The following is a 23052-nucleotide window of genomic DNA, read 5'->3' as shown; positions in this document are numbered from 1 at the left end:
CTGATTCCCAACTCATCCCGAATCATTCCGGATCATCCCGAATCCCGACCAGCCGATAAGGACGAGAACGCATGACAGAAGCCAGTGCAAAGAAGAGCGGCGCGGCCACCACGGCCGCAGCGGCCAGGACCCGAAAGCCCGCCGGCGCGGCCGCCATCGCCCGGGTAGGCATAGGCGGCTGGAACTTTGCCCCGTGGCGCGACAACTTCTATCCGGCCAAGCTGGCGCAAAGCCGCGAACTCGAATACGCCAGCCGGCAGCTCACCGCGATCGAGATCAACAGCACCTATCACGGCACCCAGAAGCGCACGTCCTTCGCCAAATGGCGCGACGAGGCGCCCGACGGCTTCGTGTTCTCGCTCAAGGCGTCGCGTTTTGCCACCAATCGCCGCGTACTGGCGGAATCCGGCGAATCGATCGAGCGCTTTCTCGGCAGCGGCATTGCCGAGCTGGGCGACAAGCTTGGCCCGGTGGTCTGGCAGTTCGCGCCCACCAAGCAGTTCGATGCCGAGGATTTCGAGGCCTTCCTGGCGCTGTTGCCGGCGTCGGTCGAGGGCCGCTCGCTGCGCCATGTGCTCGAGGTGCGTCACGCAAGCTTCATGACACCGGACTTTCTCACGCTCGCACGCAAATATGGGGCGGCCACCGTCTTTACCGATGCGGACAAGTTTCCCTCCTTCGCCGATCTCACCGCGGACCTGGTCTACGCGCGGCTGATGTGCAGCAGCGAAACGCTGGCCACCGGCTACGCGCCGGAGGCGCTCGATGCGTGGGGCGAGCGGGTGAGGACCTGGGCGGCGGGCGGCATGCCCGAGGATCTGCCGCGGGTGGACGGCAAGGCGGCGGCAAAGCGCAAGCGCGAGGTTTTTGTGTTCTTTATCAACGGCGCCAAGGAGCGCGCGCCGGCGGCGGCGGGGGCGTTGCTGGCGCGGCTGGGGTGGCAGGCGCCGCCGTGGGATGCCGGCCGCAAGGCGGGATGAGCGGCGCCCGGGGGGCGGCGGGGATGGCAGGATTCCCCTGCAACGGCCCCCCGTGGCGGTTTGCCGCGCCATCCCGCCGTACCTGCCGCTGCGCCGCCAGCGTCCCGGCTCGTTCGTCACCGCCATCCCGCTATAATCCGGCATGACCTCAAGCCCTACCCAATCCGCAGCGCCCGCCGCTGCCGGCGCCTCTTTCTCCAAACTGCCCCTTTCGCCCGCTACGCTGGCGACCCTGGAGCAGCTCGGCTACCAGACCATGACCCCGATCCAGGCGGCCAGCCTGCCGATCGCGCTGGCCGGCCAGGACCTGATCGCGCAGGCCAAGACCGGCAGCGGCAAGACCGCCGCCTTCGCGCTGGCGCTGCTGAACCGCCTGGATGCGCGCCGCTTCGACGTGCAGGCGCTGGTGCTGTGCCCCACGCGGGAGCTGGCCGAGCAGGTCACGCAGGAAATCCGCCGCCTGGCGCGCGCGGAAGAAAACATCAAGATCCTGACCCTGTGCGGCGGCTCGCCGATGCGCCCGCAGGCCGACAGCCTGGCGCATGGCGCACATATCGCCGTGGGCACGCCCGGCCGCATCATGGATCACCTGGAGCGCGGTACGCTGCACCTGGATGCGCTGAACACCCTGGTGCTGGACGAAGCGGACCGCATGCTCGACATGGGCTTCTTCGACGACATCGCCTATGTGGCGAGCCACTGCCCCAAGGAGCGCCAGACGCTGCTGTTCTCGGCCACCTATCCTGACGGCATCGCCAGGCTCAGCCAGCAGTTCCTGCGCAAGCCGCGCGAGATCAAGCTGGAGGAGCAGCATGACGACAGCAAGATCCGCCAGCGCTTCTACGAGGTGGACGACAGCGAGCGCCTCAATGCCGTGGGCCTGCTGCTCAACCATTTCCGCCCGGTCAGCACGCTGGCCTTCTGCAACACCAAGGCGCGCTGCCGCGACCTGGTGGAACTGCTGCGCGCGCAAGGCTTCGAAGCCCTGGCGCTGCACGGCGAGCTGGAGCAGCGCGAGCGCGACCAGGTGCTGGTGCAGTTCGCCAACCGCAGCTGCTCGGTGCTGGTCGCCACCGACGTGGCCGCGCGCGGGCTCGACATCGCCCAGCTGGAGGCGGTGATCAATGTCGACGTCACGCCGGATCCCGAGGTCTACGTCCACCGCATCGGCCGCACCGGCCGCGCCGACCAGGACGGCTGGGCGCTCAGCCTGGCCAGCATGAACGAGATGGGCCGCGTGGGCAATATCGAGCAGGCCATGAGCGCCGAGATGGAATGGCAGCCCCTGTCCGCGCTGGCGCCGGCCAGCAACGAACGCCTGCTGCCCCCCATGGTGACGCTGCAGATCCTCGGCGGGCGCAAGGAGAAGATGCGCCCGGGCGACATCCTCGGCGCGCTCACCGGCGACGCGGGCTACGCCAAGGACCAGATCGGCAAGATCAACGTGATGGAGATGTCCACCTACGTGGCGGTCCAGCGCGCCATCGGGCGCGAAGCGGTGCGCAAGCTGAACGACGGCAAGGTCAAGGGCAAGCGCGTGAAAGTGCGCATGCTGACGGAATAACGGTGGCCGCGACGCTGCGGTACCCGATGCGCGAGGACGGCGTGCGGGGCGGGATGGCGCAAGGCCATCGCCGCGTGTCCCCGTGAAGACCCCGAAGCGGCTGCTGCCGCTGGTCGAAGACGGCCTGGTCGATGAAGTGCTGCGCCAGTTGATGAGCGGCAAGGAAGCCACCGTCTACGTAGTGCGCTGCGGCGAAGAGATTCGCTGCGCGAAGGTCTACAAGGATGCCGCGCAGCGCAGCTTCCGCCAGGCCGCCACTTACCAGGAAGGCCGCAAGGTCAAGAACAGCCGGCAGGCGCGCGCCATGGAGAAAGGCACGCGCTACGGGCGCAAGGTGGCGGAAGAAGCCTGGCACAACGCCGAGGTGGATGCCTTGTACCGTCTTGCCGCCGCCGGCGTGCGGGTGCCCAGGCCCCATCTGTGCTTCGAGGGCGTGCTGCTGATGGAGCTGGTGGTGGATGCCGGCGGCAACGCCGCGCCGCGCCTGAACGATGTGGCGCTGAGCGAGGAACTGGCGCTGCAGTTCCACGCGGCGCTGATCGGGCAGGTGATCCTGATGCTGTGCGCCGGCGTGGTGCACGGCGACCTGTCCGAATTCAATATCCTGGTGGACGCCGAAGGGCCGGTCATCATCGACCTGCCGCAGGCGGTGGACGCCGCCGGCAACAACGACGCCAGCGCGATGCTGGAGCGCGACGTGGATAACCTCGCGTTCTACTTCGGCCAGTTCGCGCCGCAGCTCAACGGTACCCAGTACGGCAAGGAGATCTGGGCGCTTTACCAGGCCGGCCTGCTGCATCCCGGCGTGAAGCTGACGGGGCGCGTGGCGGTGGACGACACGCCGGTGGACGTGGAAGCCGTGCTGCAGGAAGTGGAAGACGTGCGCCTGGAGGAAGAGGCGCGGCAGCGGTATCTGCTGAGCGCGGAGTGAGCGGGCGTTGATGGGGCGTTGAAGCCGCCGGGCGAGGCGGCACTGCGCGCGTGCCTCCCTCGCCCGCCGCGCTTCCCTGCGTCAGCCCCACGCCACCTGCGCGTCAGGGCCGCATCAGGGCAAGCGCACCACATAGCCCGCCTTTGGCTCGCTCGCTCCCGCCACCAGGCTGGCAATGCGCTCCTGCGCCGCACCGAAGCCCTGCTCTTCGATCAGTGTCAGCCAGCCGTTTTCCGGCGTTTTCACATAATCGATAAACGCGCGCTGCGCGGCGTTGAAGCGCTGGTTCACGCCTTCCGGCCCCCAGTCCGCATTGCGCTTGCGGATCTGCACCGGCGCGAAATAGAACTCGGGTCTGGGCCCGGGCAGCCCGGTGTCGCGCAGGAAGCCGGTGTTCTGCGCCGAGCCGGCGAAGCAGTCGTACACCAGCGCGGAACCGAAGTGATGGTGCACGCGCGCGCGCAGTGCCTCGTCCCCGGAGAAGTCCACGTAGAGGGTGGGCTCGCCGGAGGCGAGGGTTTCCAGCGTGTCGTAGGTGACCACCTCGCGGTAGCAGCCCAGCCCCTGCACGAAGGCGCGATTGCGTTCCGAGGTGATGGCAGCCAGAGAGACGCCGGGAATGTCCCGCAGGCAGAACGCGGTGCCATAGGCGGTCTTGCTGGAAGCGCTGGAGACGACCAGCCGGCTGGCGCCGAAGAAGCGGTTGTCTTCGAGGAAATCCGCCAGCATGAAGGAGGTGATGAACAGCGGCCGGTACAGCATCTGGTAGTTTTCCAGCGCGCTCGCGTAGGCGGCGTCGTTGCTGACGCGGGTGTATTGGTTGTAGGCCGAGGTCAGTGTCTTGCGATGCTCGCTGCCATCGTAGAAGCCGCGCGCGGTCACGCGCTCGGGCTGCATGCGCAGATGGCTGGCGATGGGGAAGTAGCCATAGAAGCGCTCGCCCGGCACCAGGCCGGGCACGCCGGAGTCCACTACGTCGGCAAAGCCCCATACCGGCATATGGCCCCATTCCTCTTGCCCGGTGGGAAAGAACTGCCAGTAGTGCATGGCGTCGCCAAAGGCGGCGTAGGTGACGTTGTTGGTGGTGAGGGCGAAGCGGTCGAGCTTCAGCAGCACTTCGCCGGGGGCGGCGTCGGTGCGTTCCTGGCGCGCTTCCAGCCGGCTCTGGTTTAGGGCATGCTTGCGGGTCAGCAGGCGGGTTACCTGGAGCGATTGTTCCGCGTTGTCCCGGTTGTTGCCGTGGTCCATGTTGTCTCCTTTTCCATCTTCGAGGTCGATTCGAGGTCGATGGCACCAATGTATCGCCGCAAGCCGGCTGGCGGGTTCGGAAACGCGGGCACCGCCGCCGGGCCGGCGCCGGGGCCGGCCCGGCCGTTGAAACGCCCGTCGCAGCAGCGCGCGCGCTTTACCGTGAACGCCATTTACGAGGCCTTTGTTCGGATATGGCTGGCACGCGGCTGGGACGGCGTGACCACGCGGGCGGTGGCGCTGGAGGCAGGATGCTCGGTAGGCACCCTGTACGAGTATTTCCCGAACAAGGAGGCGCTGCTGTCGGGCTATGTGCGGCACACCATCGAACTGCTGCTGGCGCGCATCGGGGCCGAGGTGGTGGACGCGCCCGGGCTGGACTGGCGCACGCGCATCGTGCGCCTGGTACGGCTGACCTGCGGCACGGACGACGCTCCGCCGGAAGGCTTCGGTCACGCCATGCTGATGCTGGAGGCGCGCATCGCCGAGACCCGGCACCATCGCCGCGTGTTCGACGAGTTGTGCGGGGCCTGGCTGCGCGCGCTGGCCGCCTGCCCGGACCTGCCGCGCGCGCCGGAGGCCGGCGCCGTGCGGAGCCTGCTGCAGGCGCTCTGGGGCGCGCGCCGCTACCGCCTGCTGCTGCAGGCGCCCGAGCCCGCGCAGGCGGCATGGGTGGCGGAGATGGAACGGCTTTGCCTGCTGTGGCTGGGCGATGCCGCGCCGCCCGCCGATGCTACTGACGCTACTGATCGCTCCTGAACCCTACCTTCTTGTGCGTGCCGTCGCAGAAGGGCTTGTTGCCTGACTGGCCGCAACGGCAGAGCCAGGCCTCGGTCATGCGGGCGACGGTCCTGCCGGTGCCGCTGATGACTTCGAGATTGCCCTTGACGTGCAGCGGCCCGTTGGGAATGGGATGGACGTCGAGCGGCCCGCCGCGCTGTGCCAGCGGTTCCGATGCCACGGTGGCCGGCTCGCCGCTGGCGGTAAAGCCCGAGCCAGCGTGGCTGCTGTCGCACAGCGGCTTGTTGCGCGAGGCGCCGCAGCGGCACAGCGTGAGACGGAAGCCGGCCGGCTGGCCGTCGATGGCGATGGTGGCGCGCACCGCCAATGGTCCGTTTTCGAGTACACGCACCACGTTGACGAGGGGGCCGGCTTCGCCCGGGGAATCGTCGAGGGTCTGGTAGCTGATGGCGCCAGACGGACAGTTGTGCGCGATTTCGGCGATCTCGTCGGTGGTGGCGTTGTCGGGGTGGATCCATTCTCCCTGCACACCGGGCACGAAGACGTCCGGACGGTCCAGCACGCAGTGACGCGAGTGGATGCAGCGGCTGTCGTCGAAGAGCACGATGACGCGCTTGCCGGCAACGGACTCGGTGGCCATGGCTGGGCCTCCTGCGCAATGCGCGCGCCGGAGCCGGCGCGCCTCTTCCTTTATAGCGCCTGCCGCGGGTTTGCGGGGGGGCTTTTCCGGGGGCTCGGCCTTTTTGTAAAGATTCGTGCGCGTCACCCTGTAAGGCGCGGGCGGCTGGTGCTAATCTGAAAGCTACCGGTAGCGGCGATGCGCGCACAAGCCCTGCCGGATGCTCCCGCTTTGCGCGGCGGGTCATGTTGCAATCCATCGGGACAGAACAAGGAGTGGGTGATGAAGACTGCACGGCAGGTTCTTGAATCCAAGCCGACACAGGCTATCTACAGCATTTCCCCTGGCGCTACGGTTTATGCCGCGCTGCAGTTGATGGCGGAGAAGAGCATAGGCGCCCTGCTCGTCATCGAACATGGCGACATTGTCGGCATCCTCAGCGAACGGGACTATGCGCGCAAGGTGATCCTGATGCAGCGCACCTCACGCGAGACCTTTGTGCGGGACATCATGACCTCGGCGGTGATTTATGTCCGGGCCGAGCAAAGTACCGATGAGTGCATGGCGTTGATGACGCAGCACCGGATGCGGCATTTGCCGGTGATCGAGGGGGACACGCTGATCGGGATGGTGTCGATCGGGGACCTGGTGAAGGATATTATCTCGGAGCAGAAGTTCATCATCGAACAACTGGAGCATTACATCACCGGGACCAGCCATCGGTGAGCCGGTGAGCCGCTCGGGGTTTGCGGGAGCGGGGAGCAAACCGGCGGTGGACCAGGCCAGGTCCTTGGCATTGATGCTAAGTCGTTGAAGTCAAAGAACTAATCTCCGGCCCCGCTGGAACGGGTACGCCCGGCCAGCCGGAGCCGGGGCCACGGCAGTAAAAAAACCACAGCGCTCCACACCATCTTCTTGCCATCCGCTTCCTGCGCGATAACGGCGAGAAGTCAAAAGATGCCCTCACGTTCGCTCGGAAGCAACGTCCGCGCTACATCGAAAACCAACTTAGCCGGCAACTCGATATTCGGTATCCGCATATAATTATGCGTTCACTGAATTAGGTCCTCCCCCGGGCCACCGCAAAGGCTTCGCCAGTCGCGCAGCACCGGGTACGCCCTCACTCGGCTGAATCCAATTTTGTGGCCATGTTCACCGCTGTAGGCTGACAAACAAGGTGGTTTGTCCGCCGTTGGGCGCAACGCTGGCTGCTTTTGCTCACGTGCCCTGCCGCCCCCCCCGATGTCTTCCTCTGCTGCCCCAACCGCATCTTCCGCATCTTCCGTCGCTACGCCGGCCCTGAGCCACCAGGCCATCATGCGCGTGATCGGCGGGATCATCCTGTGCATCCTGCTCGCCGCGCTGGACCAGACCGTGGTGATCCCGGCGGTGCCGGCGATCGCCAATGACCTGAACGGCTTTGGCCATTTGTCGTGGATCGTGACGGCCTACCTGATCACTTCCACGGTTTCCACGCCGCTCTACGGCAAGCTGTCCGATACCTACGGCCGGCGGCGGCTCTTGATGCTGGCGATCGGGCTCTTTATCCTGGCTTCGGTGGCGTGCGCGATGGCGGCTTCGCTGGAGCAGCTGATCCTGTTCCGTGCGCTGCAGGGCATCGGCGGCGGCGGCCTGATGTCGCTGGCGCAGGCGGCCATTGCGGATGTGGTGGCGCCGCGGCAGCGCGGGCGCTACCAGGGTTACCTGGCCACCGTGTGGGCGGTGGCTTCCATCGCCGGTCCGCTGGTGGGCGGCTGGACTTCGGACCACCTGTCCTGGCGCTGGCTGTTCTGGATCAACGTGCCGCTCGGCCTGCTGGCCATGTTCATGTGCCATCGCGGCCTGAGCCAGCTGCAGGCGCGCGGCGGCTCGGCGCGGGTGGACTGGGGCGGGGCGCTGCTGCTGACGGTTTCCATCGTGGCCTTCCTGCTGGCAATGAGCTGGGGCGGCGATGTCTATGACTGGATCTCCCCCGAAATGGCCGGCCTTGCCCTGCTCGCCGTGGCGGCGCTGGCCGGGCTGGTCTGGCAGGAGCGCCGCGCGGCCGATCCGATGCTGCCGCCGCGGCTGTTCGGCAACCGCGCCTATGTGCTGGGCGTGGCGGCTTCCGCCCTGGCGGCGCTGAATATCTTCCTGTGCATCTTCGCGCTGCCGCTGCACTTCCAGCTGGTGCGCGGCGCCGATGCCTCGGAGTCCGGTTTGCTGGTCGTGCCTTTCCTGCTTTCCACGGTGGCGGGCAACTTCATCGTGGCCGGGCTGGCACCGCGCCTGGGGCGCATGCGCGGCATCCTGACCGGCGGCTTCATCGCTGCCGCGCTCGGCCTGATGGCGCTGGCGGCGGTCTCGCCCGCGACGCCGCTGGCCGTGGTGCTGCTGGCGATGATGCTGGCCGGCGTGGGCCTGGGCATGACCATGGTCGGTACCCTGATGACGGTGCAGAACGTGCTGGAGCGCCGCGATACCGGTGCCGGCACCGGCGCGCTGCTGGTGCTGCGCTCGCTCGGCAGCGCCTTCGGCGGCGCGTTGGCCGGCACCTTGCTGACGCTGGAATTCCGCAAGGCCCTGCATGCGTCCGGCCTGGCCCGGCAACTCGATCTGGGCGCGCTGCGCCACGGCAGCGAGGCGCTGGCCCACCTCTCGCCCGCGGTACGGGCGTTGCTGACGGGGGGCGTGGAATCGGGTTTTCGCCTGATCTTTACCCTCGGCGCCGTAGCTGCCTTGCTGGCCCTGACGATCGTGCGGCGCATGCCGGACGTGGAACTGCGCAGCAGCGTGACCGAACACGCGGCGACGCTGGCGATGGAGTAAGCGGGACGGGGGACAGGCATCGCCGGGGCCCCGCATCCATGGCGCGGCCAACGGCGTAAACTACGGTCAGACCACTTCCGGAGTTCCGTTCATGCGCCGCCCATCCTTCCAGCCTCCGCTCGCCCTGCGACCCATCGCCCTGTCCGGCGCGCTGGCCCTGGCCGCGGTTGCTGCCGCCGTCGCCACGCCGCGCCTGGCGCAGGCAGCCGACGTCCAGCCGGCGCCGGCCGCCGCCAAGCCCGCGCTCGCCTGCCCGGCTTCGCTCAATTTCAAGTTCCCGCGCCTGCAGGACGAGGCGCCGCAGAACCTCTGCCAGTACGCCGGCAAGGTGGTGGTGGTGGTCAACACCGCCAGCTACTGCGGCTTCACCCCGCAGTACGAGGGGCTGGAGGCGCTCTATGCCAAGTACCGCGAGCGCGGCCTGGTGGTGCTGGGCTTTCCCTCCAACGATTTCTCGCAGGAGCCGGGGTCTTCCAAGCAGATCGCCGACTTTTGCTACAACACCTACGGCGTGAAATTCCCGATGCTGGGCAAGTCGCATGTGCGCGGCAGCGATGCCAATCCCATGTACGCGCTGCTGGCCAAGGAGTCCGGCACCACGCCCAAGTGGAATTTCTACAAGTACCTGATCGACCGCAACGGCCAGGTGGTGGGCAGCTACAACAGCATGACCAAGCCGGACGACCGGCAGTTCGTCGGCAAGATCGAGCAGTTGCTGGGCGAAGCGCGCTGAAGCGCGCCGGGCCAGGGCGCGATCCGAACGATACTTGACCGGCGTCAAGCCGCCGCCGCGCCACCATCGCTACTTTCGCCGCTTTGGGGAGAGACAGCCGATGGCAATCACGCTATACGAAGCCGACGGGCATACCTGCCTGTTGTTTTCCGACCTGGTCGAGGAGGAGCACGGCGAGGTGGTGCAGACCAACCAGTTCCTGATCGTCGATCATGGCCACGGCGCGCTGATCGATCCCGGCGGGCATATGACCTACGGCGAGCTGTTCCTGGCCATCAGCCGCTATTTCCCGCCCAAGCAGCTGGATTATGTGCTGGCCTCGCACGCCGACCCGGATATCGTCGCCTCGATCGGACGCTGGCTGACCGCCTCCACCAGCAGCGTGCTGATCTCGCGCGTCTGGGCGCGCTTCCTGCCGCATTTCTGCCAGGCGGGCAAGACCGAAGGCCGCATCGTCACCATCCCCGACGCCGGCATGCCGATTCCGCTCGGCAACTGCACCCTGCTGGCGGTACCGGCGCATTTCCTGCACTCGGAGGGCAATTTCCAGTTTTACGATCCGGTCAGCAAGATCCTGTTCTCCGGCGACCTCGGCGCGGCCATGACCAGCGCACGGGAAGCCGGCGCGGTGGTCAGCGATTTTGCCGCCCACACCCGCGCCATGCTGCCGTTCCACCAGCGTTACATGAGCGGCAACCGCGCCTGCCGGCTGTGGGCCAATATGGTGCGCGAGCTGGATATCGAATGGATCGTGCCGCAGCACGGGCCGTCCTTTCGCGGCAAGGCCATGGTGGCGCAATTCATCGACTGGGTCGCGGCGCTGGCGTGCGGGCTCGACCTGCTGAGCCAGGACGACTACAGGCTGCCGCCCTGTAACAGCGCGCCAGCCTGAGCCGCGCGCTCAGTCGCGCGTCAATCCTTCCGCCTTGAGCGCCTCGTGCACCTTGGGCCGTGCCGCCACGCGCGACAGGTAGGCCTGCAGCGCGGGGTAAGCGCTCAGCGGGATGTGCAGGAAGTTGGCCCAGTTGACGACGGCGAAGCAGTAGGCGTCGGCCACCGTGAACTGTTTGCCGCCGAGGTACTCGCGCGTGGCCAGGTGCTGGTCGAGTTCGGCGAAGCGCCGGGCCACCTTGTCCAGGCATTGCTCGCGCGTGCTGTCGGCGGTTTCCTTGTGCCACAGCCAGGGGCTGAAGACCTTGTGCAGTTCGGTGGAGACCAGGGTCAGCCAGCCTACCGTTTCGAGGCGTTCCCTGGTGCCGGCCGCCGGCAGCAGCGCATGGCCGGGCGCCAGGTCGCCCACGTATTGCAGCAGCGAGGCGGCTTCGGTGTGGCGCGAGCCGTCGTCCAGCTGCAGCAGCGGCACGTAGCCGCGCGGGCTGATCGCATAGAAGTCGTCGCTGCCGTTCTCCGCCACCGTCAGCTTGTGCGCGGGGAGTTCGACCTTGGCCAGGGTGAAAGGCAGCCCGGCTTCGCGCAGCGCGATATGGACGGCCAGGGAGCAGGCACCGGGGGAGTAATAGAGTTTCATCGGATTCCTTTTCTTTTCATTTCTTTTCGGGGAGGCGGCAAGAGGGCGTGCCGCCGGGGGTTGCCGTCACGGCTTGTCGTGACCGTGGCGTCAGTCTAGGATTGCGGTTACGCAATCACAATGCGCGCCGATGCAAGTAATGATTGCGTCGGTGCAATACGCCATGCCATACCAGCTATCCTCCCCCGACCTCGACATCGTGCTCGCCCTGGTCCGCGGCGCCACCCTGGCCGAAGCCGGCCGCAGGCTCGGGCTCGATGCCTCCACGGTATTCCGCGCCTTGCAGCGCATCGAGAAGGGCCTGGGCCGGCGCCTGTTCGAGCGCAGCCGCGCGGGCTACCTGCCCACCGAACTGGCCCAGCAGTTCGCCCAGCATGCCGAGCGCATCGAGTCCGAACTGGAAGCCGCGCGCAGCCATGCGGCGCTGTCGGCACAGACCGTGACCGGGCTGGTGCGCATCACCACCACCGATACCGTGCTGCATGGCATGGTGCTGCCGGCGCTGGCGCCGCTCGGGCGCCGCCATCCCGGGCTGCGCTTCGAGATGATCGCCACCAACGAACTGGTCAGCCTGACCCGGCGCGATGCCGACATCGCCGTGCGCGCCACGCGGCAGCCGCCGGACCACCTGATCGGCAGGCGCCTGGGTCCCTTGCGCGTGGCGGTGTTCGCCGCGCGCGAACTGGTCGAGGCGGCGGGCGTGCCGGTGCCGGCGCCGGGCGGGTCCTTCGACGCTGCCGCGCTATCGGCGCTATCGGCCCTGCCGTGGATCGCCCCCGACGAGGCCTTGCCCGATCACCCGTCGGTGCGCTGGCGGCGCAAGCACCTGCCGCGCGTGGCGCCGCAGTACGGCGTCAACAGCATCGCCGGCGTGGTGGAGGCGGTGGAGGCCGGCCTGGGCGCGGGCGTCGTCTCGCTGATGATGGGACGGCGCAGCGGCAGGCTGGTCGAACTGACCGGCCCGCTGGAGGAATGCCAGACCGACCTGTGGCTGCTGACCCATCCCGAGTCGCGGCACCTGCGGCGCATCGCCACCGTGGTCAGCCATCTTGCGGAGCATGTCTGGCTGGACGGGTAGTCCGTCTATCCAGGCTGCGCGGTCCGCGGCTCATGGCGCTGCCAGCGCGGCGGGAATGGCACTGGCGAGGAAGTCGTAGACGGCGCGGATGCGTACGCTGGCGCGGATCTCGCGATGCACGGTGAGCCAGACCGGCAGCGGCGGAATCGGCAGCTCCGCCAGCACGGTGCGCACGCGCGGGTCGCCGGCGGCGATATAGCGCGCGGCGAAGCCCACGCCCAGCCCGGCACGGATCGACTGCCACAGGACGATGTCGTCGTCGCTGCGCACGCCGAAGGCCTCGCGGCTGATTTCCAGGCCCATGCCGCGCATGCCGCGCACGATGGTGTCGTCGCGGTCATAGCCGATCAACTCGTGGCGCAGCAGGTCCTGCGGCGTGCGCGGCACACCCTTGCGGCGCAGGTAGTCCTCATGGGCGCAGGCGCATAGCGGCACCGCCGCCACCTTGCGCGCGATCAGCGAGGCCTGCTCCGGCCGCACCATGCGAATGGCGATATCTGCCTCGCGCCGCAGCAGGTTGCTGACCTCGTTGGACGACACCACCTCGATGGCGAGCTGCGGCTCGCGCAGGCGCAGATCGGCGAGCAGCGGCGGCAGCAGGAAACTCGCCACCGCGCGGCTGGCCGAGATGCGCACGGTGCCTTTGACGCCGGTCTCGCTGCGTGCCAGCGTGCGCGCCACCGCATCGGCGCCTTGCTGCATCGCGCGCGCATGTCCGGCGATGGCGCGGGCCGCGTCGGTGGGCTGCAGGCCGTGGCCGGTGCGCTCGAACAGCGGCACGCCGAGCTGCGCTTCCAGTTGCGCCACATGGCGCCCCAGCGTGGGCTGGCTGCTGGACAGCCGCCGCGCCGCGCCCAGCAGGCTGCCGCACTCCATCACGGCCAGGAAGGAGCGCATCAGCGTCCAGTCGAATTCCTCGGCCATCCTGATCTCTCCCTGCGCCGCGAAGGCGCGGCGCGATATTCAAAAATGCATCCCGGACTTGCAAGTTCATGCAATTGTGGGGCAGCGCGGGATCGCCCACAATGGTCTCGAACGAATCCCGCCGGCCACGGGGCACGGGCGGCAGGGGCGGCATCACATGGAGAACGTCGTGAGCGAAACCGTATTGATCCTGGGCGCCAACGGCCGGCTGGGCCGCACCCTGGTGGAGGCCTTTGCCGCCGCCGGCTGGCGCGTGCTGGCACAGGCGCGGCGACCGCTTGCCGGCGCGGTGCCGCACGGCGTGCGCAGCCTCGCCACCGGTGTGGCGGACACTGCCCAGCTGGTGACGGCGGCGCGCGGCGCCAGCGTGGTGGTGAACGCCCTCAACCCGGTCTACACGGAATGGGAGCGGCACGCCGAAACGCTGGCGCGCAACGCGATGGACGTGGCGCAGGCGCTGGACGCGCTGTTGCTCTTCCCGGGCAATGTCTACAACTTCGGCGAATCGATGCCGGCCCTGCTGCGGCCCGACACCGTGGCGCGGCCGAGCACGCGCAAAGGCGAAATCCGCTGCGCCATCGAAGCCGCCATGCGCGCACGCGCACCCGCGCTGCGCAGCGTGGTCATCCGTGCCGGGGATTTCTTCGGCGGCCCGGGGCGGGGCGCGTGGATGGACCTGGCGATCGCCAAATCGCTCGATCAAGGCAAGGTGGTCTACCCCGGCCCGCGCGACCGCGCGCATGCCTGGGCCTACCTGCCCGATCTGGCGCAGGCATTCGTTGCGGTCGCCGCGCGCCATGCCGGCCTGCGCGGCCATGCCGTACTGCATTTCGCCGGCGATACCCTGACGGGCGACGAACTGGTGAGCGCGCTGGCCGAAGCCAGCGGCATGCGGCAAGCGCCGCGCGTGGGCGGCATGCCGTGGTGGCTGATCCGCGCGGGGGGCGCGGTGGTGCCGATGTGGCGCGAGCTGGCCGAGATGGCGTACCTGTGGAAGGTGCCGCACGCGCTCGACGGCAGCGCGCTGGAAGCGCTGGCAGGCGCGTTGCCGCGCACGCCGCTCAGGCAGGCGCTGCGTGCGAGTCTTGGCGAACTGGGTTTGCGTGTGGCAGCGTAGGCGCGGCGGCGGCTACGTCATCGCATCGGCCCGCGCGATCACGCTGCCGAAATGATGCCGCCACAGCTGCACGCCCAGCGCACCGGAAGGATCGAGTGAGGAGCCCACGGTGAGGTCGGAGACCAGCGTGGGCTGCAGCCCGGCGTCAAACAGCGCGAATCCCGCCGCCAGCACGCACGTCTCGGTCTGGATGCCCGCGACCAGCACGCGCTCGGGCGCCAGTTCGCGCAGATACGCGATGGTCTCTGCGGACGGCAGATAGCCATGCTTCACGAACACGCGATCCGCCGGAATCAGGGACTGGTCGCCTGTGCCGGGTGCCCAGCCAAGCTGGCGCATGAACGGCGTGCGCGCTTCGTCATGGTGTTCCACGGTCGCCGCCGAAGGCATCCGGCCTATCAGTGACAGCAGGCCGTCGATCAGCCATTGCGGCGGCGAGAAGGTGGGCTGGACATCGACGATCAACAGGGCTTGTCGCAAGGTATTGCTCTCCGGCGGTCGCATCGGCATGCTTGGCCGGAGCATTATAGGAGACGGCCGCTCCATGTCCGGCCGCACGCCACAGCCTCGTCCTGGTCCAGCATGGCCGCCAGCGTCGGCGGCAAGCCGCGATTGGGCTTGCGCGGCGGCCGCGCGAAACTGCCTTCCGCGGCGCCGGTGGGCGCCAGCGCGACCAGGCTCTCGCAGTGGCGGATGGCGCTCGACACGCCGTCCACCACCGGCACCGGAATCCGGTCCCTGAGCGTACGCGCCAGGCCCGCCAGCGGTGCCCCCGCCACGATGATCACGTCCGCGCCGTCCTCGCGCACCGCCTGCAGGCTCATTTCCTCCAGCCGCGCGGCGTGGTCCTCCTGCACGCTGCCGATATCGCGCAGCGGCTGCTGCAACGACCGCACGCTGGCCAGCCGCGCGGTCAGTCCGCTGGCCGCCACGCACTCGCGATACCACGCCTCGATCCGATGCGAAATCGCGATGATGGAAAAGCGCTGCCCCAGCAGGCAGGCGCTCGCCAGGGCGGCCTCCGTCATGCCCACCACCGGCACATTGAACAACTCCTTCAGCCCCGCCAGCCCCGGATCGCCGAACGCCGCCACCACCAGGCCATCGAACCGCCCCTGGTGCTCCGCCGCCACGCAAGCCGTGGCATAGCCGCCCACCAGCGCCTCGAAGCGCGTCTCGATATAGGCCACGCCAAACTGCGCCGTAGCCATGGTCAACGAAGTGCCGGGCGAAACCGAGCGCAAAGCCTCCGCGTGGATCAGTTCGGTAACGCTCTCGGAAATATTGGGATTAACAACAAGAATGCGCATGATCAAGTCCGGAAAATACATCAGGGATCAGGCCCCCAGGGGCCACCCTTCAAGCGATGCGAAGCGAGCCGTGAAGGTCTGCCAGGCCGTATGGGGCGCCTCGTCGTTGACGTCAAGCAGTTGAAGCGAAGTTGAAGCGAAGAAGTTGACGTTGAAGTCGAGGCATCCATCCACCCAAAACCATCAACCCAACACCGGCGCCCCAGCCGGCAAAAACCGCCCCCGCCCCGGCGAAGGTTCCAGGTACTTCCCATCCTCCACCAGCAATTCCCCACGCGAGAAGCAGTGCACCGGCCAACCGGTGACTTCGATCCCCTCGTACGGCGTGTAATCCACCGCATGGTGAAGCGCGGCATTGGCAATCCGCACCTTCTTCTGCGGATTCCACAAAGCGATATCCGCGTCCGCGCCCACGGCGATCGTCCCCTTTCTCGGATACAGGCCATAAAGCCGGGCCGGCCGATAGGACGTCAACTCGACGAACTGATGCAAGGAGAGCCTGCCCTTCGCAACGCCGTCGAACAGCAACGGCAAGCGCGTCTCGATGCCGGGAACGCCATTGGGAATATGATCGAAACGCTGCGCCGCGCCGCCCGGTTTCTTCCCCTGCGGATCGTCATAGTTAAATGGCGCATGATCCGATGAGAACACGCTGAACACCCCGTTGGCCAGTGCGCGCCAGACCGCGGCCTGGTTCTCCGGATCGCGCGGCGGCGGGCTGCAGACGCACTTCGCGCCTTCATAGCCGTCGTCGCCAGTCCAGCCCATGTCCTCGGCCGTGAGATACAGATACTGCGGACAGGTCTCCGCCAGGATCGGCAGCCCCCTGCCCTGCGCCCAGCGGATCTGCTCGATCGCTTCCTTGCCGGATACATGGACGATCAGGATGGGCACATCGACCAGTTCGGCGAAGGTGATCGCACGATGCGTGGCTTCGCGTTCCACCAGGGCAGGACGCGCCATGCCATGGAAGCGCGGCGAAATGCGCCCTTCCCCAACCAGCTTCTCGGTCAGCCACGAGATGCAATCGGCGTTCTCGGCATGCACCATCACCAGCGCGCCGTTGCGCTTGGCCACCTCGAGCACGTCCAGCATTTCCCGGTCGGAGAGCTTGAGATCGTCGTAGGTCATATAGACCTTGAACGAGGTATAGCCCTGGCGGATCAGTTCGGGCAACTCGTTGCGCAGCACTTCGGGCGTGGGATCGGCCACGATCAGGTGGAAGCCGTAGTCCGCCACCGCGCGGCCTTCGGCACGGCGATGGTAGTCGGCCACCGCGGCCTTGAGCGAGCCGCCCTTTTCCTGCGCCGCGAACGGGATCACCGTGGTGGTGCCGCCGCACACGGCGGCGCGCGTGCCGGTGAAGAAATCGTCGGCCATGCGCATGCCGTCGGGCATGGGCTGGTCGAGGTGGCAATGGCCATCCACGCCGCCGGGCAGCGCCAGCAGGCCCGTTGCATCCATCTCGCGCGTGCCGCGCGGCAGGTCATGGCCCAGCACGGCGATGCGGCCATCGCGCACGCCGATATCGCAGGTGAAGCGATCGGCGGCGGTGACCACTTCGGCGTTGCGGATGACGAGATCGAGTTCGGTGTTCATGCGCCCTGCTCCTTCATTCCACTTCGGCAAACAAGCGGCCCCAGCCGCGCAGCGCGCGCGTGTCCACGCCGGCCAGCCGCAGCGATTTCCATACCACGGTGGAGATGGTGTCGTAGACGGGAATGCCGGTCTCGGCTTCCAGCGCCTGCGCCAGGTGCGCCGCGCGCAGGTTGGTGCAGAACGTGGTGATGGCCGCCGGCCTGTGCTGCGCCACTTCGCGCACCATGCGGCGGATGGTGTCTTCCTCCACCTCGGCGAAGCTGTAGTTCACGTGCAGGTCGAGATGGCGCTCGGCGGCGCAGCGGTAGCCGTTGCGCTCGTAGTTCTGCACGATGCGCTGCTGCACGTCGTCCAGGTAAGGCGTGACCAGGCCGAAGTCGCGCGCGCCGGTCTTGTCGAGGATCTCGTTGAGCGCCAGCACCGAGGTGGTGGCGGGGATGCCGGTGGCTTCGGTGATCTGGCGGCACAGCGCCTGGTCTTTCTCGAAGCCGAGCCAGCCGGAGGAGGTGCCGTTCCAGGCGATCACGTCCACGCGCGCATCGGCCAGCAGCCTGGCGGCGCCGATGATCTTGTCCAGATCGAACTGGCCCAGCGCCTGGTCGCGCAGCGAGATCTCGGTGACGGTGAAGCGCGAGAAGTGCGCGCTGACGTTCGGCAGGCCGCTCACCATGGCGCTGGTGATGGGTTCCAGCGCGGTATTGGATGACGGCGTGAGCATGCCGAGAAGGGTGCGTTTGGTCATGGGAGTCGTGCTCTCGGGAGTTGGCGAGGCCGGCGCGCATGGTTGCGGCGAGCCGGTGCCTCGCTTTTTGTTGTCCGTTCTTTGCGGTTTTACTGTTCGGGCGCGCCGTTGAAGGCGAGGGCGGTGCCCGGCCCGGCTCAGACCGGCAGCTTCTTCTCGTAGTCGATCGCGGTGGAGGCGATCAGCAGGCCCACGCCGGCGGCGGCGAAGAACATCAGCGCCAGGAAGTAGGAGCCGGTGTACTGCACGATCAGGCCGACGATGATGGGCACGGTGATGCCGCCCACATTGCCGCCCAGGTTCATCACGCCGCCCAGGAAGCCCACCTTGTTGCGGGTGCCGAGGATGGACGGGATGCACCAGTACAGGCCGCACCAGCGCAGGAAGAACAGCGTGGAGGAGAGCAGGGCCACCACCACCACCGGATCCTTCACATAGGCCACCGAGAAGATCGACACGGTGGCGACCACGGCGGCGATGCCGAACAGGGTGCGCATCACCAGGTTGGGCGCGCCGCCGGCGGCCTTCCACTTGTCGGCGATCCAGCCGCCGATCAGCTCGCCGATAAAGCCGGCGAAGAAGATGATGAAGCTGGCGCCGCCCATCTGCTTGATGTCGAAGCCATGCACCTTGTTCAGGTAGTTGGGCATCCAGGTCAGCAGGCCGTAGAAGACGCTGTTGAAGCACATCCAGCCGATCGCCATGCACCACACCGAGCGGTACTTGAAGAAATCGAGCGAACGGCCGGACTGGTTGACCGGTTCGGCGCGGTGTTCGCTGGCTTGCGAGGCTTCGATATAGGCGGCTTCCAGTTCATTGACGCCACGGTGCTCGCGCGGGGAATTGCGCACGTAGTGCCAGGCCCACATGCCGGCCAGCACCGTGCCCACGCCGGCCACCACGAAGGCCAGGCGCCACGAGCCCAGCGCGGTGATCAGCCAGGTGATGATGATGGCGCCGAGCGCCGCGCCCAGCGGCGCGCCGCCGTCGAGCAGGGTAGCGCCGCGGCCGCGTTCGTTCTGCGTCATCCAGATGGCGTTGAGCTTGCCGCCGGCCGGGTAGATCGGCGCTTCGGCCGCACCCAGGCCGAAGCGGGTCAGCAGCAGTGCGCCGGCGCTGGTGCAGACCGCCGCCAGGGCCTGGAAGGCACCCCAGAAGATGGTGGCGGTGGCGATCACGATACGCGGCTTGTACTTGTCCGCCAGCATGCCGCCGGGGATCTGCATGACCGCGTAGGTCCAGAAGAAGCCGCTGAGGATCAGCCCCTGCATGGTGGGGCTCAGGTCGAATTCCTTGGCGATCAGCGGCATCGCCACCGAGAGCGAGGCCCGGTCGATGTAGTTGATGGCGATGAGGAACAACATCATCAGGAAAATCTTCCAGCGCACGGAGCTCTTCGTCTCCGTTAGCGCTGCGGCCCGGCTTGTCGTTTGCATGACGCTTGTCTCCTTTGGGGGAATGGTAGGGCGGTTTGAATAGTGTGTGTCGCGCAACTGGACCGGAGTATAGGATACGTAATCTGTAATTACAACTCATGTAAGTTGTTGATTTTTATATGTTGCGTACGCACAATTTTGGGATGTGTTAGCCTTCTTGTGGTGCATGTTCCCCATCCCGGTGATGTCTGTGACTCAAACGCTTCCCAAATCCGCGCGCCTGCGCACCCTCGGCATGTCGGCCGAAATCGCCGCCCGGCTGCGCACCATGATCGAAGAGGGCGAGCTGCCGCCCGGCGCGCGCATCGACGAACGCGCCTTCTGCGAGATGTTCGATGTCTCCAAGACGCCGCTGCGCGAGGCGCTCAAGGTGCTGGTGTCCGAGGGGCTGGTGCTGCATCGGCAATACATCGGCTACCGCGTGGCGGCGCTGGATCTCGACGAGCTGCGCGCCACCTTCGAGACGCTGCACGGGCTCGAGGCCACCGCCGGCGAACTGGCCGCGGCGCGCCTGTCCGAGGTGGCCATGGCGCGGCTGGAGCGCAAGCACCAGGCCATGCTCGATGCCCACGCCGCGGGGCGGCGCACCGAGTACTTCCGCACCAACCAGGAGATCCACCAGCTCATCATCGACGGCGCCGCCAATCCGGTGCTGGCCGGCATCTACGCCACGCTGATGAGCAAGGTCCACCGCGCGCGCGGCGCCGCCAATGCGGATATGCTGCGCTGGCAGGAGTCGTTCGAGGAGCACGAGGCCATCATGGCCGCGCTGCGCGAGCCGGGCCGCCCGCGGCTGGCGCAGGTGCTGCGCCAGCACTCCGAGAACACCGCAAAAGAAGTCCTTACCGTGGTCGCGCGGACCCTCTCCGAGCCCGCCGGCCGCACCGCCACCGAAGCCAAGGGGAAACGATGAAACTAGTACGTGTGGGTAAGCCTGGCGCCGAACGCCCGGGTCTGATCGATGCCGAGGGCCGCGTGCGCGACCTGTCCGGCGTGCTGGATGGCCTGGGGCCGCAGCAGCTGTCCGCCGAGGCGCTGGCGCGGCTGGCCCAGGTGGACCCGGCCACGCTGCCGGTGGTGCAGGCCGAGCGCTTCGGCGTACCCTGGAGCGGCATCGGCAAGATCGTGGCGATCGGCCTGAACTATGCCGACCATGCCGCCGAAGCCGGCATGCCGCTGCCGGCCGAGCCCATCGTCTTCCTCAAGGCCAACAGCTCGCTCAACGGCCCCAACGACGACGTGATGCTGCCGCGCGGCTCCGGGAAGACCGACTGGGAGGTGGAGCTCGGCGTGGTGATCGGCAAGGTCGCCCGCGATGTGCCGCGCGACCAGGCGCTCTCCCACGTCGCCGGCTACTGCGTGGTCAACGACGTATCCGAGCGCGAATTCCAGATCGAGCGCGGCGGCACCTGGGACAAGGGCAAGGGCTGCGACACCTTCTGCCCGGTCGGGCCGTGGCTGGTCACGCGCGACGAAGTGGCCGACCCGCAGGCGCTGGGACTGTGGCTGGACGTCAACGGCGAACGCGTGCAGAAGGGCAGCACCGCCACCATGGTGTTCGACGTGGCCACGCTGGTGAGCTACGTCAGCCGCTTCATGACGCTGCACCCCGGCGACCTGATCTGCACCGGCACGCCGCCGGGCGTGGGCATGGGCTTCAAGCCGCCGCGCTTCCTCAAGGCGGGCGACACCATGCGCCTGGGCATCGAGGGCCTGGGCGAGCAGGGGCAGACGGTGGTGGCGTACGCCTAGGGCCATCTGGTCCGGTTGAACGCCAAGGGAAGGGCGGCCCGCGATGGGCCGCCCTTTTTGCGGTGCGCCCGGCAGGGCGCACTCACTTGAGGGTGCAAGTCCCTTACACACCCGGCAAGGGGAAGTGTTAGCCAGAGGCAAGGGTTCCCCGGGCGACTGGGGGTCTGAAGGAAGCCCGAGGCAAAGCGCTGGCCTGACGAACAGGAAGCGGATACGAGGCGCCGTATTGGGGTGAGGTAGCCGTAATTGCTGAAGCCCAATACTTGCACGGAACGATGCGGCGTAAATCCGACAGGCATAAGCATGAAGGTGAGTGCGTCATACCCGGGGAGATCTGCACCGCTGCCATGGTGCTACCGACGTCGAGAGGCGTCGGGATGGCGGTGCAGAAGTCAGCAGAGGCCATAGTAGGCGAGCGGTTGGCGCTGAAGGGCCGAACATGAACGAGCGCGATTAGGACGACAGACCTCGATGCTTACCGACGAAGCCCAAATGCACGAACGAGTGCAGCCCACAGCGGAGGACGGCAGGCGGAACCTGCCTGGGGCCGATGGGGGTGCGGAGGCTGGCACGGCGGCTGTCGGGCAAACGAAAGCGCGGGCGCCATCGCTGATGGAGGCGGTGGTCGAGAAGGGCAACATGTGGCTGGCGTACCGGAAGGTGGTCAGCAACGGCGGCGCGGCCGGGGTGGATGCCCTGGCGGTGACGGCGTTGCGCGACTGGCTGAAGGTGCACTGGCCGAGCGTCAAGGTGGCGCTGTTGACCGGCCAATACATCCCGCAGGCGGTGCGCGCGGTGGAGATCCCCAAGCCTGCGGGCGGGGTGAGGACACTGGGCATCCCGACGGTGGTGGACCGGCTGATCCAGCAGGCGCTGCTGCAAGTTCTCCAACCGATCTTTGAGCCGGGATTCTCCGAGTCGAGCTACGGCTTCAGGCCGGGGCGCAGCGCTCAGCAGGCGGTCTTGCAGGCACAGCGGTATGTGCGGGAAGGCCGGCGCTGGGTGGTGGACATCGACCTGGAGAAGTTCTTCGACCGGGTCAACCACGACATCCTGATGTCGCGGGTGGCGCGGCAAGTGAAGGAGGTCCGGGTGCTCAAGCTGATCCGGCGGTATCTGGAAGCGGGGCTGATGCGTGGTGGGATGGTCGAGGCAAGGAGGCAAGGCACGCCGCAAGGCGGGCCGCTGTCGCCGTTGCTGTCGAATATCCTGCTGACGGATTGGGACCGTGAGCTGGAGAAGCGGGGCCTCGCGTTCTGTCGTTACGCGGACGACTGCAATGTCTATGTGCGCAGCGAGACGGCAGGGCAGCAGTTGTTGGCCGGCATGACAGCATTCCTGGAGGAGCGGCTGAAGCTGCGGGTCAATGAGGGCAAGAGCGCGTGTGCACGACCTTGGGCGCGCAAGTTCCTGGGTTACAGCCTGACAGGGCAGCGTCAGCCGCGGCTTCGTATCGCGGCGGAAAGCCTAAGCAGGCTAACGGCCCGGGTACGGGAGTTGGTGCGTCCGGGGCGAGGGGGGAGCCTGGCCCATACGATTGCAGTGCTGAATCCGGTGCTGCGCGGGTGGATCGGGTACTTCCAATACACGGAAGCGAAAGGGGTGTTGGAGACGCTGGACGGGTGGGTGCGACGACGGCTGCGCTGCTTGCTATGGAGGCAGGCCAAGAGACGTGCTACCCGCACTGTGATGCTGCGTCGGCAGGGATTAACGAAGGATCGCGCGTGGCATTCGGCCCGCAATGGTCATGGGCCATGGTGGAATGCGGGGGCTAGTCATATGAACACCGCGTTCCATAAGCGCTACTTCGACGCCATGGGGCTGGTCTCGCTGCTTGATACCCAGCAGCGCCTGCAGTCTCGCTTGTGAACCGCCGTATGCGGAACCGCACGTACGGTGGTGTGAGAGGGCTGAGGGGGTGACCCCTCACCCTACTCGATTT

The 23052-nt window shown here is 67.4% G+C and carries 22 protein-coding genes; 13 read left to right on the top strand and 9 right to left on the bottom strand.

Annotation, left to right across the window (positions count from 1 at the left end):
* Positions 1-71 precede the first annotated feature (71 nt).
* The 3 genes from AC3FOF_RS29020 (at position 72) to AC3FOF_RS29010 (ending at position 3475) form a co-directional block, all read left to right on the top strand.
* Entirely contained in the window at positions 72-980 is a 909-nt protein-coding gene (locus tag AC3FOF_RS29020; RefSeq protein WP_488728539.1) for a DUF72 domain-containing protein, read from the top strand.
* Between the two features lie 142 nt (positions 981-1122).
* Positions 1123-2544 (top strand): ATP-dependent RNA helicase DbpA, encoded by a 1422-nt coding sequence (gene dbpA, locus AC3FOF_RS29015; RefSeq protein WP_488728538.1) that lies wholly within the window; start codon positions 1123-1125, stop codon positions 2542-2544.
* An 82-nt stretch (positions 2545-2626) separates the two neighbouring features.
* Positions 2627-3475, top strand: a complete 849-nt coding sequence (locus AC3FOF_RS29010) for a PA4780 family RIO1-like protein kinase (RefSeq protein WP_017224659.1) — start codon at positions 2627-2629, stop codon at positions 3473-3475.
* Between the two features lie 114 nt (positions 3476-3589).
* Here the strand turns inward: AC3FOF_RS29010 and AC3FOF_RS29005 are convergent, their stop codons facing one another.
* The gene (locus AC3FOF_RS29005; protein WP_488728537.1) at positions 3590-4723 is read right to left on the bottom strand and encodes a DUF2855 family protein; all 1134 of its coding nucleotides are present in this window, start codon (positions 4721-4723) and stop codon (positions 3590-3592) included.
* Between the two features lie 39 nt (positions 4724-4762).
* Between AC3FOF_RS29005 and AC3FOF_RS29000 the strand changes: the two genes are divergently transcribed.
* Entirely contained in the window at positions 4763-5482 is a 720-nt protein-coding gene (locus tag AC3FOF_RS29000; RefSeq protein WP_488728536.1) for a TetR/AcrR family transcriptional regulator, read from the top strand.
* On the opposite strand, the gene AC3FOF_RS28995 is transcribed toward AC3FOF_RS29000, so the two are convergent.
* A complete protein-coding gene (locus AC3FOF_RS28995) occupies positions 5466-6104 on the bottom strand; it encodes a CDGSH iron-sulfur domain-containing protein (protein ID WP_488728535.1) in 639 nt (212 codons plus the stop codon). The two genes, AC3FOF_RS29000 and AC3FOF_RS28995, sit on opposite strands and share 17 nt — an antisense overlap.
* Before the next feature lie 261 nt (positions 6105-6365).
* Here AC3FOF_RS28995 and AC3FOF_RS28990 point away from each other — a divergent pair, with 261 nt between their 5' ends.
* From AC3FOF_RS28990 to AC3FOF_RS28975, 4 genes are all read left to right on the top strand, one after another.
* Positions 6366-6809 (top strand): CBS domain-containing protein, encoded by a 444-nt coding sequence (locus AC3FOF_RS28990; RefSeq protein WP_017229738.1) that lies wholly within the window; start codon positions 6366-6368, stop codon positions 6807-6809.
* A gap of 591 nt (positions 6810-7400) precedes the next feature.
* On the top strand, positions 7401-8891 hold the full coding sequence (locus tag AC3FOF_RS28985; protein ID WP_276268745.1) for an MDR family MFS transporter: 1491 nt from the start codon (positions 7401-7403) through the stop codon (positions 8889-8891).
* Positions 8892-8982: 91 nt separating this feature from the next.
* Entirely contained in the window at positions 8983-9624 is a 642-nt protein-coding gene (locus tag AC3FOF_RS28980; protein WP_276268746.1) for a glutathione peroxidase, read from the top strand.
* Positions 9625-9724: 100 nt separating this feature from the next.
* A complete protein-coding gene (locus AC3FOF_RS28975; protein WP_017226297.1) occupies positions 9725-10516 on the top strand; it encodes an oxygen-binding di-iron domain-containing protein in 792 nt (263 codons plus the stop codon).
* Between the two features lie 9 nt (positions 10517-10525).
* On the opposite strand, the gene gstA is transcribed toward AC3FOF_RS28975, so the two are convergent.
* Positions 10526-11152 carry a glutathione transferase GstA gene (gene gstA, locus AC3FOF_RS28970; protein WP_488728534.1) on the bottom strand — a complete coding sequence of 209 codons (627 nt, stop codon included), beginning with the start codon at positions 11150-11152 and terminating at the stop codon, positions 10526-10528.
* Positions 11153-11282: 130 nt separating this feature from the next.
* Here gstA and AC3FOF_RS28965 point away from each other — a divergent pair, with 130 nt between their 5' ends.
* The gene (locus AC3FOF_RS28965; protein ID WP_488728533.1) at positions 11283-12230 is read left to right on the top strand and encodes a LysR family transcriptional regulator; all 948 of its coding nucleotides are present in this window, start codon (positions 11283-11285) and stop codon (positions 12228-12230) included.
* A gap of 30 nt (positions 12231-12260) precedes the next feature.
* On the opposite strand, the gene AC3FOF_RS28960 is transcribed toward AC3FOF_RS28965, so the two are convergent.
* A complete protein-coding gene (locus AC3FOF_RS28960; RefSeq protein WP_276268748.1) occupies positions 12261-13154 on the bottom strand; it encodes a LysR family transcriptional regulator in 894 nt (297 codons plus the stop codon).
* Positions 13155-13323: 169 nt separating this feature from the next.
* Between AC3FOF_RS28960 and AC3FOF_RS28955 the strand changes: the two genes are divergently transcribed.
* The gene (locus AC3FOF_RS28955; protein ID WP_488728532.1) at positions 13324-14271 is read left to right on the top strand and encodes an NAD-dependent epimerase/dehydratase family protein; all 948 of its coding nucleotides are present in this window, start codon (positions 13324-13326) and stop codon (positions 14269-14271) included.
* 12 nt (positions 14272-14283) lie between these two features.
* On the opposite strand, the gene AC3FOF_RS28950 is transcribed toward AC3FOF_RS28955, so the two are convergent.
* The 5 genes from AC3FOF_RS28950 to AC3FOF_RS28930 form a co-directional block, all read right to left on the bottom strand.
* Positions 14284-14751: an isochorismatase family protein gene (locus tag AC3FOF_RS28950; protein ID WP_035805069.1), complete on the bottom strand. Its 468-nt coding sequence runs from the start codon at positions 14749-14751 to the stop codon at positions 14284-14286.
* Positions 14752-14795: 44 nt separating this feature from the next.
* Complete coding sequence (locus AC3FOF_RS28945) at positions 14796-15581, bottom strand: aspartate/glutamate racemase family protein (RefSeq protein ID WP_488728531.1); 786 nt, start codon at positions 15579-15581, stop codon at positions 14796-14798.
* A gap of 183 nt (positions 15582-15764) precedes the next feature.
* Positions 15765-17180 carry a dihydropyrimidinase gene (hydA, locus tag AC3FOF_RS28940; RefSeq protein ID WP_276268751.1) on the bottom strand — a complete coding sequence of 472 codons (1416 nt, stop codon included), beginning with the start codon at positions 17178-17180 and terminating at the stop codon, positions 15765-15767.
* 13 nt (positions 17181-17193) lie between these two features.
* Positions 17194-17922 (bottom strand): maleate cis-trans isomerase family protein, encoded by a 729-nt coding sequence (locus tag AC3FOF_RS28935; protein WP_276268752.1) that lies wholly within the window; start codon positions 17920-17922, stop codon positions 17194-17196.
* 137 nt (positions 17923-18059) lie between these two features.
* A complete protein-coding gene (locus tag AC3FOF_RS28930) occupies positions 18060-19358 on the bottom strand; it encodes an MFS transporter (protein ID WP_276268753.1) in 1299 nt (432 codons plus the stop codon).
* A 184-nt stretch (positions 19359-19542) separates the two neighbouring features.
* On the opposite strand from AC3FOF_RS28930, the gene AC3FOF_RS28925 reads away from it, so the two are divergent.
* The 3 genes from AC3FOF_RS28925 (at position 19543) to ltrA (ending at position 22979) form a co-directional block, all read left to right on the top strand.
* A complete protein-coding gene (locus tag AC3FOF_RS28925) occupies positions 19543-20271 on the top strand; it encodes a GntR family transcriptional regulator (protein ID WP_276268754.1) in 729 nt (242 codons plus the stop codon).
* Positions 20268-21110 (top strand): fumarylacetoacetate hydrolase family protein, encoded by an 843-nt coding sequence (locus AC3FOF_RS28920; RefSeq protein ID WP_488728530.1) that lies wholly within the window; start codon positions 20268-20270, stop codon positions 21108-21110. The genes AC3FOF_RS28925 and AC3FOF_RS28920 overlap by 4 nt, the downstream gene beginning before the upstream one ends.
* Before the next feature lie 471 nt (positions 21111-21581).
* Entirely contained in the window at positions 21582-22979 is a 1398-nt protein-coding gene (gene ltrA / locus AC3FOF_RS28915; RefSeq protein ID WP_276268756.1) for a group II intron reverse transcriptase/maturase, read from the top strand.
* Positions 22980-23052: the final 73 nt, after the last annotated feature.

The organism is Cupriavidus sp. 96C5-1, from assembly GCF_057798855.1.
This window is presented reverse-complemented; position numbering and strand designations above follow the sequence as displayed.

Coding starts and splice junctions, on each gene's coding strand:
- AC3FOF_RS29020 (WP_488728539.1), top strand. CDS start 72: ATGACAGAAGCCAGTGCAAAGAAGAGCGGCGCGGCCACCACGGCCGCA.
- dbpA (WP_488728538.1), top strand. CDS start 1,123: ATGACCTCAAGCCCTACCCAATCCGCAGCGCCCGCCGCTGCCGGCGCC.
- AC3FOF_RS29005 (WP_488728537.1), bottom strand. CDS start 4,723: ATGGACCACGGCAACAACCGGGACAACGCGGAACAATCGCTCCAGGTA.
- AC3FOF_RS29000 (WP_488728536.1), top strand. CDS start 4,763: ATGGCACCAATGTATCGCCGCAAGCCGGCTGGCGGGTTCGGAAACGCG.
- AC3FOF_RS28995 (WP_488728535.1), bottom strand. CDS start 6,104: ATGGCCACCGAGTCCGTTGCCGGCAAGCGCGTCATCGTGCTCTTCGAC.
- AC3FOF_RS28990 (WP_017229738.1), top strand. CDS start 6,366: ATGAAGACTGCACGGCAGGTTCTTGAATCCAAGCCGACACAGGCTATC.
- AC3FOF_RS28985 (WP_276268745.1), top strand. CDS start 7,401: ATGCGCGTGATCGGCGGGATCATCCTGTGCATCCTGCTCGCCGCGCTG.
- AC3FOF_RS28980 (WP_276268746.1), top strand. CDS start 8,983: ATGCGCCGCCCATCCTTCCAGCCTCCGCTCGCCCTGCGACCCATCGCC.
- AC3FOF_RS28975 (WP_017226297.1), top strand. CDS start 9,725: ATGGCAATCACGCTATACGAAGCCGACGGGCATACCTGCCTGTTGTTT.
- gstA (WP_488728534.1), bottom strand. CDS start 11,152: ATGAAACTCTATTACTCCCCCGGTGCCTGCTCCCTGGCCGTCCATATC.
- AC3FOF_RS28965 (WP_488728533.1), top strand. CDS start 11,283: ATGCAAGTAATGATTGCGTCGGTGCAATACGCCATGCCATACCAGCTA.
- AC3FOF_RS28960 (WP_276268748.1), bottom strand. CDS start 13,154: ATGGCCGAGGAATTCGACTGGACGCTGATGCGCTCCTTCCTGGCCGTG.
- AC3FOF_RS28945 (WP_488728531.1), bottom strand. CDS start 15,581: ATGCGCATTCTTGTTGTTAATCCCAATATTTCCGAGAGCGTTACCGAA.
- hydA (WP_276268751.1), bottom strand. CDS start 17,180: ATGAACACCGAACTCGATCTCGTCATCCGCAACGCCGAAGTGGTCACC.
- AC3FOF_RS28935 (WP_276268752.1), bottom strand. CDS start 17,922: ATGACCAAACGCACCCTTCTCGGCATGCTCACGCCGTCATCCAATACC.
- AC3FOF_RS28930 (WP_276268753.1), bottom strand. CDS start 19,358: ATGCAAACGACAAGCCGGGCCGCAGCGCTAACGGAGACGAAGAGCTCC.
- AC3FOF_RS28925 (WP_276268754.1), top strand. CDS start 19,543: ATGTCTGTGACTCAAACGCTTCCCAAATCCGCGCGCCTGCGCACCCTC.
- AC3FOF_RS28920 (WP_488728530.1), top strand. CDS start 20,268: ATGAAACTAGTACGTGTGGGTAAGCCTGGCGCCGAACGCCCGGGTCTG.
- ltrA (WP_276268756.1), top strand. CDS start 21,582: ATGCTTACCGACGAAGCCCAAATGCACGAACGAGTGCAGCCCACAGCG.